The sequence below is a fragment of the Aeromonas sp. ASNIH5 genome, assembly GCF_002902865.1.
GTDB lineage: Bacteria > Pseudomonadota > Gammaproteobacteria > Enterobacterales > Aeromonadaceae > Aeromonas > Aeromonas caviae.
Genome location: NZ_CP026122.1, coordinates 4,523,871 through 4,539,256 on the forward strand (window position 1 = coordinate 4,523,871; position 15,386 = coordinate 4,539,256).

Annotated in this window: 14 protein-coding genes and 1 other annotated feature; of the genes, 9 read left to right on the forward strand and 5 right to left on the reverse strand. The window is 59.1% G+C overall.

Features of this window, described 5'->3' with window-relative positions:
• Positions 1 to 25 precede the first annotated feature (25 nt).
• Positions 26 to 505: a putative 4-hydroxy-4-methyl-2-oxoglutarate aldolase gene (locus tag C2U30_RS21360; RefSeq protein WP_053288455.1), complete on the forward strand. Its 480-nt coding sequence runs from the start codon at positions 26 to 28 to the stop codon at positions 503 to 505.
• A gap of 3 nt (positions 506 to 508) precedes the next feature.
• Here the strand turns inward: C2U30_RS21360 and C2U30_RS21365 are convergent, their stop codons facing one another.
• Positions 509 to 985: a hypothetical protein gene (locus C2U30_RS21365; RefSeq protein ID WP_039039355.1), complete on the reverse strand. Its 477-nt coding sequence runs from the start codon at positions 983 to 985 to the stop codon at positions 509 to 511.
• A 166-nt stretch (positions 986 to 1,151) separates the two neighbouring features.
• On the opposite strand from C2U30_RS21365, the gene C2U30_RS21370 reads away from it, so the two are divergent.
• A complete protein-coding gene (locus C2U30_RS21370) occupies positions 1,152 to 1,541 on the forward strand; it encodes an META domain-containing protein (protein ID WP_039039356.1) in 390 nt (129 codons plus the stop codon).
• Between the two features lie 102 nt (positions 1,542 to 1,643).
• On the opposite strand, the gene aceK is transcribed toward C2U30_RS21370, so the two are convergent.
• Positions 1,644 to 3,371: a bifunctional isocitrate dehydrogenase kinase/phosphatase gene (aceK, locus tag C2U30_RS21375; RefSeq protein ID WP_053288250.1), complete on the reverse strand. Its 1,728-nt coding sequence runs from the start codon at positions 3,369 to 3,371 to the stop codon at positions 1,644 to 1,646.
• A 195-nt stretch (positions 3,372 to 3,566) separates the two neighbouring features.
• On the opposite strand from aceK, the gene C2U30_RS21380 reads away from it, so the two are divergent.
• The 6 genes from C2U30_RS21380 (at position 3,567) to C2U30_RS21410 (ending at position 10,481) form a co-directional block, all read left to right on the forward strand.
• On the forward strand, positions 3,567 to 4,274 hold the full coding sequence (locus C2U30_RS21380; RefSeq protein ID WP_010673587.1) for a tRNA/rRNA methyltransferase: 708 nt from the start codon (positions 3,567 to 3,569) through the stop codon (positions 4,272 to 4,274).
• A 72-nt stretch (positions 4,275 to 4,346) separates the two neighbouring features.
• Positions 4,347 to 4,480, forward strand: a sequence feature (Thr leader region).
• Positions 4,481 to 4,537: 57 nt separating this feature from the next.
• Entirely contained in the window at positions 4,538 to 6,997 is a 2,460-nt protein-coding gene (gene thrA, locus C2U30_RS21390; protein WP_042878884.1) for a bifunctional aspartate kinase/homoserine dehydrogenase I, read from the forward strand.
• 13 nt (positions 6,998 to 7,010) lie between these two features.
• Entirely contained in the window at positions 7,011 to 7,991 is a 981-nt protein-coding gene (gene thrB / locus C2U30_RS21395) for a homoserine kinase (protein WP_010673589.1), read from the forward strand.
• Complete coding sequence (gene thrC / locus C2U30_RS21400; RefSeq protein WP_103244495.1) at positions 7,988 to 9,262, forward strand: threonine synthase; 1,275 nt, start codon at positions 7,988 to 7,990, stop codon at positions 9,260 to 9,262. Before thrB ends, thrC begins: the two co-directional genes overlap by 4 nt.
• Before the next feature lie 124 nt (positions 9,263 to 9,386).
• Entirely contained in the window at positions 9,387 to 9,809 is a 423-nt protein-coding gene (locus tag C2U30_RS21405) for a YybH family protein (protein ID WP_103244496.1), read from the forward strand.
• Positions 9,810 to 10,262: 453 nt separating this feature from the next.
• The gene (locus C2U30_RS21410) at positions 10,263 to 10,481 is read left to right on the forward strand and encodes a hypothetical protein (RefSeq protein ID WP_233721005.1); all 219 of its coding nucleotides are present in this window, start codon (positions 10,263 to 10,265) and stop codon (positions 10,479 to 10,481) included.
• Positions 10,482 to 10,663: 182 nt separating this feature from the next.
• Here the strand turns inward: C2U30_RS21410 and C2U30_RS22720 are convergent, their stop codons facing one another.
• Complete coding sequence (locus C2U30_RS22720; RefSeq protein ID WP_158654936.1) at positions 10,664 to 12,277, reverse strand: hypothetical protein; 1,614 nt, start codon at positions 12,275 to 12,277, stop codon at positions 10,664 to 10,666.
• Between the two features lie 571 nt (positions 12,278 to 12,848).
• Between C2U30_RS22720 and C2U30_RS21415 the strand changes: the two genes are divergently transcribed.
• A complete protein-coding gene (locus C2U30_RS21415) occupies positions 12,849 to 13,187 on the forward strand; it encodes a hypothetical protein (protein WP_406568354.1) in 339 nt (112 codons plus the stop codon).
• A gap of 153 nt (positions 13,188 to 13,340) precedes the next feature.
• On the opposite strand, the gene C2U30_RS23005 is transcribed toward C2U30_RS21415, so the two are convergent.
• Entirely contained in the window at positions 13,341 to 13,793 is a 453-nt protein-coding gene (locus C2U30_RS23005) for a hypothetical protein (protein WP_233721007.1), read from the reverse strand.
• Positions 13,718 to 15,364: a BCCT family transporter gene (locus C2U30_RS21420; protein ID WP_233721009.1), complete on the reverse strand. Its 1,647-nt coding sequence runs from the start codon at positions 15,362 to 15,364 to the stop codon at positions 13,718 to 13,720. The genes C2U30_RS23005 and C2U30_RS21420 overlap by 76 nt, the downstream gene beginning before the upstream one ends.
• Positions 15,365 to 15,386: the final 22 nt, after the last annotated feature.

Here is a 15,386-nt window from a genome sequence, read left to right on the forward strand (position 1 = left end):
TTCACTCCATGGAAGGATGATGATCATGCTGGACCTGCTGCCCGACCTTTGCGATGAACATGGCGATGCCCTTAGGATCGCTGACCCCCTCTTTCACGACTATGGCGGCAAGGCGCTGTTTTACGGCGAGGCCGTGACCCTCTCCTGCTTTGAAGACAACAGCCTGGTGCGTGAGCTGGTCAATCGTCCCGGCCATGGCAAGGTGATGGTGATCGACGGGGGCGGCTCCCTGCGTCGGGCGCTGCTCGGGGATCAGCTGGCCATCAAGGCGGTGGAGCAGGGGTGGGAGGGGATCCTCATCAACGGGGCCGTGCGGGATGTGGGGACGCTGGCGACCCTGGCGCTGGGGGTCAAGGCCCTGGCCCCCTGCCCGGTCAAGACAGAGAAACGGGGTCTGGGCACGCTGGATGCCGTGGTCTCTTTTGCCGGTGTGACCATAGCGCCCGGCGACTATGTCTACGCCGACCTCAACGGTGTGCTGGTGAGCGGCGCCAGGCTCCTCTGAACCTCAGAAGTTGAAGCCCACGCCCAGAGTGAGAAAGTGTTCCGTGCTGAAGGCACTGAGTCCGTAATTGGCGGTGATGGCCAGGGAGGGGGTCACCAGCAGGCTGCTGTTGAGCTCAACCAGGGTGCTGGCCTTGCTCACCTCCAGTTGCTTGAGCTGGCTGCCGATGTTGAGTGACGGGGAGAGGCGATAGCGCACCCCAGAGCTGATATTGAACCCGGCCTGCCCGCTTTGGGGGCCGATGGCGGGGCCGGCCTCCATGTAGAGGCTGATGTCATCCTGAAGCGGGTATTGATAGCCGGTATTGATGAGCCAGAGGTCGAAATTGTCGCCAAGGTGGCTCTGGTTGCCGAGCAGTACGCCGGAATAGCTTTTGACGTAGAGCGGGTTGTCCGATTCGGTCTGGAGAAAACTCCAGTCGGCGGCCTGAGCCGAAAAGACGAGGCTGGATGCCATTGCGATGACGAGAGACTTGACCATTCGTTTCCCCTCCCTGGGTCCGAACAGGACTACAAGCATGGCACATGCCAGCGGGGAGTAAAGGGAACCCCGATCACAATAAAAGAGTTTTGATTGACGCTGCAGTCATGGTACACAGGCCCCTCACTCCGTGTCGTTACGACACGCTCCATCACGAGGTGAACTGATGAACAACAAACTGATCCTGCTGGCCGCTCTGGCCCTGGGAGGCTGCGCCATGACTACGGGTTCCACTCTGGCACAATTGCAGGCATCGACCTGGCAACTGCAAGGGGCGAGCGGTGATACCTTCACCCTGCAGGTCGCCGGTGACAAGGTGGCGGGCAAGGGCGGCTGCAACCGCTACTTTGGCGGCATCACAGAGCAGGGTGACGGCGTGTTGACGCTTGGCGCCATGGGTTCGACGCGCATGATGTGTGCGGGGGATCTGGCCGGCAAGGAGATGAACTACCTGCAGACCCTGGAGAAGGTGGCGAGCTTCCAGATCAGCGGCAAACAGCTGGTGCTAAAGGATGCCGACAAGGCCACCTTGCTGACCTTTGACGCCGTGAAATAAGCCGGGATCTCGTCAAAGGCTGTCGCAGGCGACCCCTGCGCCAGCGTGCAGGAGAATGTGAAAAGGGACGCCATGGCGTCCCTTTTTGTGCCTGATGTCGGGTCATCCCCCTCGCTGGAAGCGAAACCGCTTCTTGCGTCGGTAGGGATAGACATCCTCGAACATCCCCTCCTTGATGTTGCTCTGCAGCATCTTCCAGTAGTTGGCATCGAAGAGCTCCTTGTGCAACTGCATCATGATCTCCCGCACCTGGGGTTTTTGCAGCAGGAAGGTGGCGAATTCCTCCGGGAAGATGTCGTTGGGTGCCACCGAATACCAGGGTTCGGCGCTCCACTCGTCCTCCGGGTAGCGCGGCGGCGGGATCTGGCGGAAGTTGCACTCCGTCATGTAGCAGATCTCGTCGTAGTCATAGAAGACCACCCGGCCGTGGCGAGTCACCCCGAAGTTCTTGAACAGCATGTCGCCGGGGAAGATGTTGGCCGCCGCGAGCTGGCGGATGGCGTTGCCGTACTCCTCCAGGGCGAGGCGGGTCTGCTGTTCGTCCGCCTGATCCAGATAGAGGTTCAGGGGGATCATCTTGCGCTCGGTGTAGAGGTGTTTGATCACCAGCTTGTCGGCGGTGAGGGTAAGCGCAGAAGGCGCCACCGCCTTGAGCTCGGACAACAGCTCCGGCGAGATGCGATCGAGGGGAAACTCGAAGTTGGTGAACTCCTGGGTATCTGCCATGCGGCCCACTCTATCATGCTGTTTTACCAGCCGGTATTTCTCCTTCACCTGCTCGTGGCTCACCTCCTTGGGCGGGGTGAACTCGTCTTTTATCACCTTGAACACCACATCGTAGGAGGGGAGGGTGAACACGCTCATCACCATCCCCTTGATGCCGGGCGCGATGACGAACTGCTCCCGGCTCTGGGCCAGGTGCTGCTGGTAGTGGCGATAGAGCTCGGTCTTGCCGTGCTTCTGGCAGCCGATGGCGTTGTAGATCTCATAGTCCGGCTTGCGGGGCATGATCTGGCGAAGGAAGGCCACAAAGAGCGCCGGTACCGGGGCATAGACCATGAAGTAGGCGCGGGCGAAGCCGAACACGATGGAGGCCAGCTCCGGCTCGAAGATGACGGTGTCCACATAGATGCTCTGACCGGTGCTGAGCAGGGGCAGGATGAAGGGATAGACTTCTCCCTTCACCCGGATGAGCCCCACCAGATAGGCTCCCTTGTTGCGATAGAACACTTCCCTGAGCAGCTCGATGGCGAAGGGCTCCTCGTGCAGGATGGCCGGGCCGCTCTCTGCCAGATGGCGGTGGATGTCCATGATGTCCCGCTGCTTGTCTTCGAAAGGGAGGGTGAAGCTGTAATCCCCGAGCAGCTGGCTCAGGGTCTGGGGCAGGTGGGAGAGATCGGTGCGATAGATACGCAGCAAGGATCCCAGGTCAGGCTTGTCGCCCCGGCTCACGAAGGGGTGGATATAAAGGTTCTCGTCGCGGATGTTGCGATGGCGGAAGATGCGGCGATAGACGGAATTGAAGAAGGACTCCGCCACCTCGAAGTTCTCGCAGCGGGGCAGGAGATCGCTGAAGGCGCCTTTCACCTGCTTGAGCAAGGCCTGGGTCGGCAGCTGCTCCCCCATCATCTGTTTGATCTGCGCCGTGGTGGCGCCGACATGGTGATCATAGAGGCGGATGCGCTCTCGACCGGCGAGCTGCACCCCCAGCCAGTCGCTGTTCTCGAAACGACTCTTGCTGCCCTGGGTTATCTCGAGAAAGCGGCTGTAAAACGACTCAAAACGTTGCAGGATCGTCTCGGCGACCGCCTGCTCCAATGGCTGCTGCATCTCTCTCTTCCTTGTGATCTGTCGGGCCCATGGCGTCAGTGCCCTGAGGCGGCGGACTCGCGTCCAAGGCCACTATGGCAACATCCAAACATCTGTTCAAGTGGCAATATTTCGGGATAAACGGTAGATTGCGCCCCTGTTTTGCCGACGGTTCGCCGCAGTTCGCGGCGTCGGCCTCATCCTGGAGAGAACCCGATGAAACTCTATTTTGTGCTGGTGTCGCCCGCCCGTGCCGCCAACGTGGGGGCTGCTGCCCGCGCCATGAAGACCATGGGCTTCGATGCCATGCGACTGGTGGGGAGCCGGGTGCACGAAGAGGAGGAGGCGAGCTGGGTTGCCCACGGGGCGCAGGAGATCCTGACGGATGCGCAAGCCTTCGACACCCTGGAAGAGGCCCTGGCGGACATGGATTTGGTGGTCGCCACTACCGCCCGGCAGCGCGGCCGCTACCAGCACTACCTCACCCCGGCGGACATTCGCGACCAGGTCCGGGCCAAGCCCTCCCTCGAGAAGGTGGCCATCGTGTTTGGCTGCGAGGAGTCCGGACTCTCCAACGAACAGCTTGCCCAGGTGGATCTCATCAGCTACCTGCCTCTCAAGGTCTCATACCCGTCCCTGAATCTGGGTCAGGCGATCATGCTGTATGCCTATGAGCTGAGTCCGCTGCTCGATGACCAGAAAGTGAGCGACGAGCAGGACGTAGCAGAAAATTTCGAGAGTGCCGGGCAGGTTCGCGTGCTGAAATCAAAAACAGCAGAATTGCTTGGTGAACTCGGAGTTTCGCAGGATGAAAAACTGCATCAATGGGTGATGGACCGAGTGCCCATGCTGCCGCAGCGGGATCTCAATATGCTCCATCTGCTCTGCAAAGACCTTGCCCGCAAGTTTGGCAAGGAGGTTTAGGTTGACAGCCCCTCGCCGGGCGCGGTATTGCTAACAACCAGATTCGTTCAAGAGTGTTCGTCATGCAGCTATTCACCAACATCATCATCACCACCACCATTATTACCGGTACCACCACAGGTGGCACTGGGGCCGGTTGATGCGCTGACGAACAAGCACAGAAATCAGAAAAAGGCCCGTACCCACCCAGTACGGGCCTTTTTTGTTGGATTGTTTTTAGACCTATTAGCAGATCAATTTGCAGGGAATACAGGGAGATAGCGATGAGAGTGTTGAAATTTGGCGGGTCGTCACTGGCCGACGCAGAGCGTTTCTTGCGGGTTGCCGATATCGCGGTGAATACCCATGGCCAATCCCAGGTGGCCCTGGTGCTGTCGGCACCGGCCAAGGTGACCAATCACCTGGTCGCCCTGGTGGAGCAGACCAGTCGCGGCATGGATGCAAGCAGTACCCTGTTCGAGATCAACGGTATCTTCTCCCGTCTGCTGGCCGGCTTGAAGGCCGCCTATCCCGCGCTGGATGACAAGGCGCTGCAGGCTCGTTTGACCAGCGAACTGGATCAGGTCGAGCGGCTGATGCAGGGTATCCGTCTGCTGGGGCTGTGCCCGGACAACGTCCAGGCCCGCATCCTGAGCCGTGGCGAGAACCTCTCCATCGCCTTCATGCACGAGCTCTTGCGGGTGCGCGGCATCGAGCTGGATCTCATCGTGCCCGAGCAGTTGCTGGTCACCGATGGCGGCTACCTCGAAGCCCATGTGGACATCGAAGCCTCCCGGGTGCGCTTCGCCGCCAAGGGCCTGCGCTCTGATTGTCTCTACCTGATGCCGGGCTTCACCGGTGGCAGCGACAAGGGCGAGACCGTGCTGCTGGGCCGCAACGGTTCCGACTATTCCGCCGCCGTCTTGGCCGCCTGCGTCGATGCCGAGTGCTGCGAGATCTGGACCGACGTGGAGGGCTGCTACAACTGCGACCCGCGCCTGGTACCGGACGCCTACCTGCTCAAAACCCTCTCCTATAAAGAGGCGATGGAGCTCTCCTACTTCGGTGCCAAGGTGCTACACCCGAAGACCATCGCCCCCGTGGCCCAGTTCCACATTCCCTGCCTCATCAAGAACAGCTTCAACCCCCAGGGTCCGGGTACCCTCATCGGGGTCGACCAGGGGGATGACGATCTGAAGGTGAAGGCCATCTCGGATCTCTCCGGCATGTGCATGTTCAACGTCTCCGGTCCCGGCATGAAGGGCATGGTGGGCATGGCCGGTCGCATCTTCTCCGCCGTCTCCCGCGCCGGGGTCAGCATCGTGCTGATCACCCAGTCGTCCTCCGAGTACAGCGTCAGCTTCTGTATCCACAGCTACGACAGCGACAAGACCCGCAAGGTGCTGGAGCGCGAGTTCGAGCTGGAGTTCAAGAACCAGTTGCTGGACCCGCTCGAGATCATGACCGATCTGGCTATCATCTCCCTCATCGGCGACGGCATGCGTACCTCCAAGGGGATGGCGGCGCGCTTCTTCACCTCCCTGGCCCAGGCCTCCATCAACATCGTCGCCATCGCGCAAGGGTCGAGCGAGCGTTCCATCTCCGCGGTCGTGCGCTCCGGCAAGGTGGCGGAAGCCATCAAGGCGTGCCATCAGAACTTCTTTGGCAGCCAGCAGTTCATCGATCTCTTCGTGGTCGGGGTGGGCGGCGTCGGTGCGGCCCTGGTGGATCAGATTGCCCGCCAGCAGCCGGTACTGGCCGAGCAGGGCACCGGCCTGCGGGTAGTAGGTATCGCCAACAGCCGTCAGATGGCGGTCAACAAGGATGGTCTGGCCCTCGCCAACTGGCGTGAACAGCTGGTGGAAGCACAAGGCAGCTTCAGCCTGGAGGCGGTGAAGAAGCTGGTGGAAGAGAGCCACCTCATCAACCCGGTGATCGTCGACTGCACCTCGAGCGAAGCCGTGGCCGTCCAGTACGCCGATTTCCTGGGGGCCGGTTTCCACGTGGTCACCCCGAACAAGAAGGCCAACACCGGGTCGCTCGATTACTACAAGGCGCTGCGTCGCACCGCCCGCCAGACCCGTCGCAAGTTCCTGTACGAGACCAACGTGGGCGCGGGCCTGCCGGTCATCGAGAACCTGCAAAACCTCATCAAGGCCGGCGACAAGCTGCGCGCCTTCGACGGCATCCTGTCCGGGTCGCTCTCCTTCATCTTCGGCAAGCTGGACGAGGGGATGGCCTTCTCCGAGGCGACCCAGATCGCCCGCGGCAACGGCTTCACCGAGCCGGATCCCCGCGATGACCTGAATGGCATGGACGTGGCTCGCAAGCTCCTGATCTTGGCCCGCGAGGCCGGCATGGCGCTGGAGCTCTCCGATGTGGAGGTGGAGCAGGCACTGCCGCCGGGCTTTGACGTGAGCGGCGACGTGGAAGCCTTCATGGCCCGCCTGCCCGAGGCCGACGGCTGGTTCCGCGACCAGTTCGCGGCGGCCCAGCGTGAAGGCAAGGTGCTGCGTTACGTCGGCTCCATCGAGGGTGGCAAGTGCAAGGTGGCCATCAAGGCGGTGGGTGGCGACGAGCCCCTGTTCAAGGTAAAAGACGGGGAGAACGCGCTCGCCTTCTTCTCCACCTATTACCAGCCCATCCCCCTGGTACTGCGCGGCTATGGCGCAGGGACCGAAGTGACCGCCGCCGGTGTCTTCGCCGACGTGCTGCGCACACAGAACTGGAAGCAGGAGCTGTAACATGAGTTCAGAGATGAACCCGAATGTAGAAATCGGCGGCAGCGTGGTGGCCTATGCCCCGGCCTCCAGCGCCAACCTGAGCGTGGGTTTTGACGTCCTGGGGGCAGCGCTCGCCCCCGTGGATGGCTCCCTGCTGGGGGATCGCGTCCAGGTCAAATCGGCAGAGGTGCCTTTCGCTCTCTCTTCCGTGGGCCGTTACGCCCACAAGTTGCCGGACGACCCGAAAAAGAACATCCTCCACGACTGCTGGGTCGCCTATGGCGAGGCGCTCGAGAAGCGCGGCCTGGGTCTCAAGCCACTGGAAATGGTGCTGGAGAAGAACCTGCCGGTGGGCTCGGGTCTGGGATCGAGCGCCTGCAGCGTGGTGGCGGCGCTGGAAGGGCTCAACGCCTTCCACGGCGCGCCCCTGAATGAACACGACCTGCTGCTGCTGATGGGGGAGATGGAAGGGAAGATCTCCGGCTCCGTCCATTACGACAACGTGGCGCCCTGTTATCTGGGCGGCATGCAACTGGTGCTGGAGGAGGGGGGCGTCATCAGCCAGGGCATCCCGGTGTTTGACGAGTGGTACTGGGTGGTCTGCTACCCGGGCACCGTGGTCTCCACCGCCGCCGCCCGCGCCATCCTGCCGGCCCAGTATCGCCGCCAGGACTGCCTCACCTATGGCCGCCGGCTGGCCGCCTTTGTGCATGCCAGCTACAGCCGCCAGGAAGGGCTGGCCGCCAGCGTCCTGAAAGACGTGATCGCCGAGCCTTATCGCGCGGCCCTGATTGAAGGTTTCAACGAGGTGCGGGCCCAGGGGGCCCAGAACGGGGCGCTGGCCACCGGCATCTCGGGGTCCGGTCCCACCGTGTTCGTGGTGATGAAGGATCTGGCCCAGGCCGAACGCATGAAAGAGTGGATGGAAGCGCACTTTGTGCGCAATGAAGATGGATTTGCCCGGGTCTGCAAACTGGACATGGCCGGGGCACGGGTAACAGGAAGCGAGCTATGAATCTTTACAACATCAAGGACAAGAGTGAACAGGTGAGCTTCGCCCAGGCGGTGCGTCAGGGGTTGGGCCGCGAGCAGGGGCTGTTCTTCCCAGAGACCCTGGCGCCGCTGGCCGACGTGGATGCCCTGCTGGATCTGCCGCTGGTCGAGCGCTCGGCCCGCATCCTGAGCCACCTGCTGGGTGACGAAGTGCCGGCTGCCAAGGTGAGCGAGCTTATCGACGCCGCTTTCACCTTCCCGGCGCCCCTGGTGAAGCTCAAAGATGGCACCTATGCCCTGGAGCTGTTCCATGGCCCGACCCTGGCGTTCAAGGATTTCGGCGGCCGCTTCATGGCCCAGTGTCTGGCTGCGTTCAGAACCAATGACAAGATCACCATCCTCACCGCCACCTCCGGCGACACCGGTGCCGCCGTGGCCCACGCCTTCTATGGCCTGGAGGGGATTGAAGTGGTGATCCTCTACCCCAAGGGCAAGATAAGCCCCTTGCAGGAGGCGCTCTTCTGCACCTTAGGCGGCAACATCCGCACCCTCGCCATCGACGGTGACTTCGATGCCTGCCAGGCGCTGGTCAAGGATGCCTTCGACGATGAAGGGCTCAAGACCGCCATCGGCCTCAACTCCGCCAACTCCATCAATATCAGCCGCCTGCTGGCCCAGGTCTGCTACTACTTCGAAGCCGTGGCCCAGTTGCCGAAAGCCGATCGCGCCAAGGCGGTCATCAGCGTGCCGTCCGGCAACTTTGGCAACCTCACCGCGGGTCTCATCGCCAAGGCGCTGGGGCTGCCGGTGAAGCGCTTTATCGCCGCCACCAACGCCAACGACACCGTGCCGCGCTACCTGAAAACCGGCCAGTGGGAGCCGCACCAGACAGTCGCGACCCTGTCGAACGCCATGGACGTGAGCCGCCCCAACAACTGGCCGCGCGTGGAAGAGCTGTGCCGTCGCAAGGGCTGGGCGCTGGAAACCTTGGGCTCAGGGATGCGTGACGATGCCCAGACCCGCGATGCGCTCAAACGCCTCCATCAGCTGGATTACCTGTGCGAGCCCCACGGGGCGATTGCCTGGGATCTGCTGAACGAGCAGCTTGGGCAAGACGAGGTCGGTGTGTTCCTCTGCACCGCCCATCCGGCCAAGTTCAAGGAGTCGGTGGACGAGATCCTGAATCTGGATGTACCGCTGCCGGGCCCGCTCGCCAAGCACGCCGCGCTGCCGCTCCTGTCCCACGATCTGCCCGCCGACTTTGGCCGCCTCAAGGCCTTCCTGCTCGGTTAAGCCGTCATGAGACGCTGACGATCCCCCGCTTTTTCACGAAAGCGGGGGATTTTTTATGTCCGGTATTGATGTCCGGTATTGGGCGGGTAGCCCGCCCAGATCCCCCTGAAACAAGGAGCACGGCATGAGCCCGCATCCCCTTCGCACCCTGATCGAGACCTGTGACGCCGCCATCTCCCGGCGCGACTTCGAGGCCCTGATGGCCTTCTACGCCGAAGACGCCGCCCTGGTGATCAAACCCGGCATGGTGGTGCGCGGCATTCCCGCCATCCGCCGCGCCTTCACTGCCATCTCCGATTACTTTGACGGCCAGCTTGAGGTGACCCAGGGGGCCATGGAGGTGATCGAGGGGGCCGACAACGCCCTGGTGATCATGGAGACCCGGCTGCGCTACCCGGGCGGAGAGGGGTGGATCGATGAAACCCGGCGCGCCACCTATGTGTTTCGCAAAGAGCCCGGCGGGCAGTGGCGCTGCACGGTGGACAACTCCTACGGCACCACGCTGCTGGGAGCGCAGCAGCCTGGCGATCGGCCTGCAACTGACTAGCGCAGTCACACTGGCTCGGCTAGCCAGATTGAGTAGCAAGAGCCAAGCCATGCAGGCCGGAGAACCCGAGCCGCACGCAGGGCGCCGCTCTGCCTGGGAGGGGGCATCACAGCGCTGCCCAAGGCGCAACTCCCCGTTTTGGCTGTGCCTCACAACCTGCTGTCAGAAAGTGCGCTGACAGTGATTGCTGCGACGTTTTTACGAATCTGGTTTGCACTTTCGTTGTTATGTTCGCCCCTGGCAGCACAACCCTGTAGGCGGGTCATTTCCAGCCCCCCGTGGCCCGTTGACCCGGTCTGCCGTGGCTGCTAATCAGGGTGACACCCTTCATGGACGAGCAGAGCCGCAGATGCCTCGACGGCGCGGCTTATCGACAACAACACCACAGTGCAGGGAGCAGACCATCATGTGGCCGTACCGAAAAATAGTGACCCAGTCCCTCAAAACCCCCTGATGATCGCCAGGATCATCTTTTACTTCGCCCTGATATTACTGTTGCCGCTGCCGTTTATGGTGTCCGCAGACACCGTCCTGGCAGAAATCGGGCGCACTTATTACGCCCTGTTCTCATTGCCCATCGCTATGGTGCTGATGCTGATATCGAGCCTGATGGCCATCCTCATTGCCATGGTGGAGTCGCGCAACCAGCAGCCACCCCAGGGACGGTGGTAAGAAGATCCCTGTCTTTCAAGCCATCCAATAAAAAACCATCCCGGGCGGGATGGTTTTTGGACTTCCAAATTGGGACACCCACCTTTTTTTTGGCCCTGAAACATGGACCTGCCATCCGTCAAAAAGGTGGGTGTCCCAGATTTCATATTTCTTGTTTTCCGAAGTGTGAGGGCGAGAATTTATTATGTCGATACAACATCTAAATGTGGGCCACAATATCCAATAACAATTATTTTCTTGGTGTTGTCAATGTGGAAATATACACGAATAGTTTCATCAGGGTTTCTTGAATTACCAATTTTTAAATGTCTAAACATTGCGACTTTAGCGCCATCATAATCAAATGTTCGCTGAGATGCGTATTTGTCTGTTCTCTCTACAGTTTCTGATTCACTAGCTGAATATGCGGCGCCAAATAAAGATCTTGCTTTAACGTCCCCTTCAGATAAAACCAAGTCTAAATATTCTGTCACCAATCTACCTAGAAGGCCAAGTAATTTACTTGAGTTTTTGAATGACAATGATTTTGTTGTTGAATGATATGCGTCTTCTAAAATTAAAACTCTGTTTGGAAATAACTTTGAAATGAGGAGGAGAGAAGTCTTTGGGGTTAGCCCATCAACAAGGATATCAGTAATTTCTGTTGGGGAGAAAAAAGTTTCACTCTGCGCGACTTTATTTCCACTTTGGCTAAGTTGATACTTTAAAGTTTCTATCTGATGTTGTTTTGCTCTGTTTTCTGCTGTAAGTCTTTCAGTTTTGTTCTGCTCATCAGACAACTCGCTTATCCATTTTGTTAGCTCTTCATTAAAATCGGACTTTAATCTATCAATTATTGCCTCATGCTCATCTAATTGTGAAAATGCATCTTCAGCTAGTTGTTTAAACCCCTGGTCATCTTGAAGTTCACTAAATTTCTTTTTTAAGAAAATTCGCTGATCTTTCTGTCTTTTCGCTCTTACATCAGTTGGACTGAAATGTTGCTTTTTCCTAAATCCGTTTGTAGTATGAGTGATTATTGATAAGATTTGGGCGTTAACATTTATATGATTAGCTTTCCATTCATCAATCGTGGAGGAAAGCAATAATCTGTTATAACAGAATCCACGGCCTTGTGATGGATAGATTATATTTATTGCCCCACCCCAAGCAGAGTAACGCCGAGTTAGAACTCTTTCCATTTCCCAGCTATCAATTTCTTCTGTAGTAGAAACAACTTGAGCCAATCCAAATAATTGCTCCTGTAGCTTTAATGGATTTATTAGAGGTTTTTTATTAGTCCCATTGCTTATTATTATTATGGGGTGACTTCTATCTTCTCGCTCAATTTCAGAACTTAGTGAAATAAGGCTGTCAGTTGTGTTGCTATAACTTTTTAATTGCTTGCCAATAGTGTCACGATCAAGTTCTGCATTTTTGCTTAAGTATGTAACAAGCTTAGGTCTTGTTGTCATCGGTATTTCGATGACCTGAGTGCTAATATCGCTCGTTTCTAATAGAATTGATATCTGAGTAAATGTTTTGCATTCTTTAACACCTATTTCAGTTACCCATTGCCTTCCACTAACTTGGTCATCTGGGTGTGTCAACATGACTGAGTGCATATATGGTTCAAATTGAGTGGCAGCATAAGTCCTGACAGTCGAACGCTCTAGCTTGAATTCATCACTGCTTTTAAGTTGCTCAATGCTAAATATCTTTCCAGTTTTTTCCTTTAACCATCCCGCAATGGTATTAAATGCTCTATTTGTTGCATTATCACCTATCAGATTAAACTGATTGACATAAATTAACATTTATTTTTCCTTGAAAAGGTCTTTAATGGTATGGGGTTGTATATATAGTTTTTTAACCCTAGTAGATCAGCGCTGAACGAAGTAAGGTATAAAAAATTGCCAAGAAGGTGACTTTTATTTGACAGCTATTTATTCGCGACAATTTAATTTGCCTGTTAAGATATCTGTCTATCGTCTATCCCACGCTACCGCCCCTGGATTACAGCTTCCAATATGCTCCATCGACCAGCGGGCGGGGCCCGGATGGTGCTGTAGGCGCCGAATGGCCAGCATATCCTCAAGCCTCATACGCAAACCAGTCAAAAGTTGACGCAACCGCAAGGAAGCGCTGGATTTTTGCGCCAGCTCAACAATTGAAGTGAAGGCGCCGGGTGGCCGGAGGGAGGGGCTGGAAGGGGGTTGTCGAAGAGGAAGGGGTATTTTGTTGTCACGGGGAGGGGGGACTATAGTGCAGCGAGGCGAGGGTGCCTCGTTTGGCCCGCGTGAGTGGGGGCCAATCACAATGGATAGAACGATGGGAGTGTGGCATATGAAGCGGATCCTGATGGTGTTGAGTCTGTGTGTGACGGTCATGGGCATGGGAATGGGGGTAGCCCGGAGCGCGACCTCTGGCACGCAGCAAGAGTGCGAGGCCCAGGCGGCGGTGAAGAAGCTGGCGGGCGCCGCCAAGACCAGCTTTGTGGGCAAGTGCGTCAAGGATGCCTCCGCCAGTGCCAAGGCAAGCCAGTGCGAGAAAGCGGCCGCCGACAAGAAGCTGGCCGGTGCGGCCAAGAACAGCTTCGTTCAAAAGTGCGTGAAGACGGACGGGGCCGCCGACAAGGCGACCCAGTGCGAGAAGGCGGCGGCGGACAAGAAGCTCGCCGGGGCGGCCAAGAACAGCTTTATCCAGAAGTGCGTGAAAACCGCCTGAGCCGGTTGAGGCTCTGAAATCAACGCTGGTTGAGGCAGTGACGAGAAAGGGGCCCTGGGGCCCCTTTCTCTGTTGTGATGGGTGGTGGGGGCCGCCCTCGCCGCCAGTGTGCCCGGCCATAAGCTCCGGGCTGGGAGCTGACTTGCCTGGTCATCACTCTCCCTGGGTTGGCTGGGTATGTTCGGGGGCGCTGCTCAGCAGATCCTGTCCCTCGTCCTGGCTCAGCACCAGATAGCGCTCGTACTGGCGCAAGACGTCGGCACTCAGCTCGTCCCGGGTCAGGTACTGGATGTCGTAACCGGCGCGGCCATCGGCAAAATAGGTGATGGGCTCGAAGATGCGGGCCTCGGGATCGTGGTTGTGGGCCGCCTCCAGGGGGTTGAAGGCGGGGGCGGGGCGGGCTTCGATGCGCACCCCGTAGCAGAAGTCCCGGCGACCTTGCTGGGGTACCAGCAGATGGCACTGATCCGGCCCATCCTCTTCGACCCGGCTGGTGATGCCCCGGGCAGCAAACTCCTGACTCAGGGCCGTCAGGGCGGGCAGGGCGACCTTGTCCATAAAGGCGCGGGCCTCCTGCTCGGTGGAGGGGCGCAGCAGGTGATCCATCCGGGTGCGCCACTGCTGCCGTTCCAGAAGTCAGTGGCGGGGGAGAGGCGCCTGGCCGAGTGCTCCTTGTCCGCGACAAGGCCGCGGCAGAGTCCGAGGCAGAGCAGCACCATGATGAAGGCAAACGGCAGGGCGGCGATGAGGGTCATGGACTGGAGTGCCGCCAGCCCCCCTGTGCTCATCAGGGTACCCGCGGTGACCCCGAGCAGCAGAGCCCAGAACAGGCGCTGCCAGATCGGTGAGCCCTCCTTTCCCTGGGTAGCGATGTTGTCGATGACGAAGGCGCCCGAGTCGGCGGAGGTGACGAAGAAGACGCTGATGAGGATCACCGCGAGGGCCGAGGTGATGTCCGCTCCCGGCAAGAGGTCAAAGAAGTTGAACAGCAGGGTGTCGATGTTGCCGACCGAGTCGATGAGGCTTGTTCCCCCCTCATGCTGGCTGGCCCAGATGGCGGCGTTGCCGAACACCGTCATCCAGAGCAGGTTGAAGGCGGTGGGCACGAACAGGACGCCGAGGATGAATTCGCGCAGGGTGCGTCCGCGGGAGATGCGGGCGATGAAGAGGCCGACGAAGGGGGACCAGGAGATCCACCAGGCCCAGTAGAGCAGGGTCCAGTTGCCGAACCAGCCCGCCTGGCGGGTCTCGCTATAGGTGAAGGTGCGGAAGGTGAGCTGGCTTAAAGAGGAGACATAGTTGCCAATGTTCTCCGAGAGGGCTCCCAGCAGGTACTGGGTGGGGCCGGCTATCAGCACGAACAGCAGGAGCACGATGGCGAGAAAGAGGTTGAGCTCGGAGAGGCGCTTCACTCCCTTGTCGAGACCGGTGACCGCCGAGATGCCGGCGAGGGTGATAACGACCCCGATGAGGCCGAAGCGAAACAGCTCCCCCGAGGTGTCCATGCCGGTGAGGCGGGTGATCCCCGCCGAGAGTTGCATCACGCCATAGCCCAGGGTGGTGGCGATGCCGAAGATGGTGCCCACCAGGGCGAAGACATCCACCGCGTGGCCGAGCGGCCCGTGGATCTTCTCCTTGAAGATGGGATAGAGGCCGGAGCGGATGGTCAGGGGCAGGTTGTAGCGAAAGCCGAAGTAGGCCAGCACCAGGCCGACGATGGCGTAGATGGCCCAGGCGTGAAAGCCCCAGTGGAAGAAGGTGGTGACCATGGCCTCGCGGGCGGCCACCTGGGTCAGGGGCGTCGCCTGGGGCGGGGAGACGAAGTGACTCATGGGCTCGCCCACCCCGAAATACATGAGCCCTATCCCCATGCCGGCGGCGAACAGCATGGCGAGCCAGGAGGTGAAGCTGAACTCCGGGCGGGCATCGTCCGGCCCGAGGCGAATGTTGCCAAAGTGGCTGAAGGCGATCACCAGCAGCAGGATCAGGAACATGCCGACCACCAGCACATAGAACCAGCTGAAGTGCTGGGCTATCCAGCTCTGGCCGCCGCCAAAGAAGCGGGCGGCGGCCTCCGGGGCCAGGGAGCAGATGGCCAGCAGCGCCAGGATGAAGAGCAGACCCGGGATGAAGATGGGCAGCGACAGGGTGCATCTGGGGGGACGGGGAGCATTCATGGGACACCTTTGGGTGGAAGGA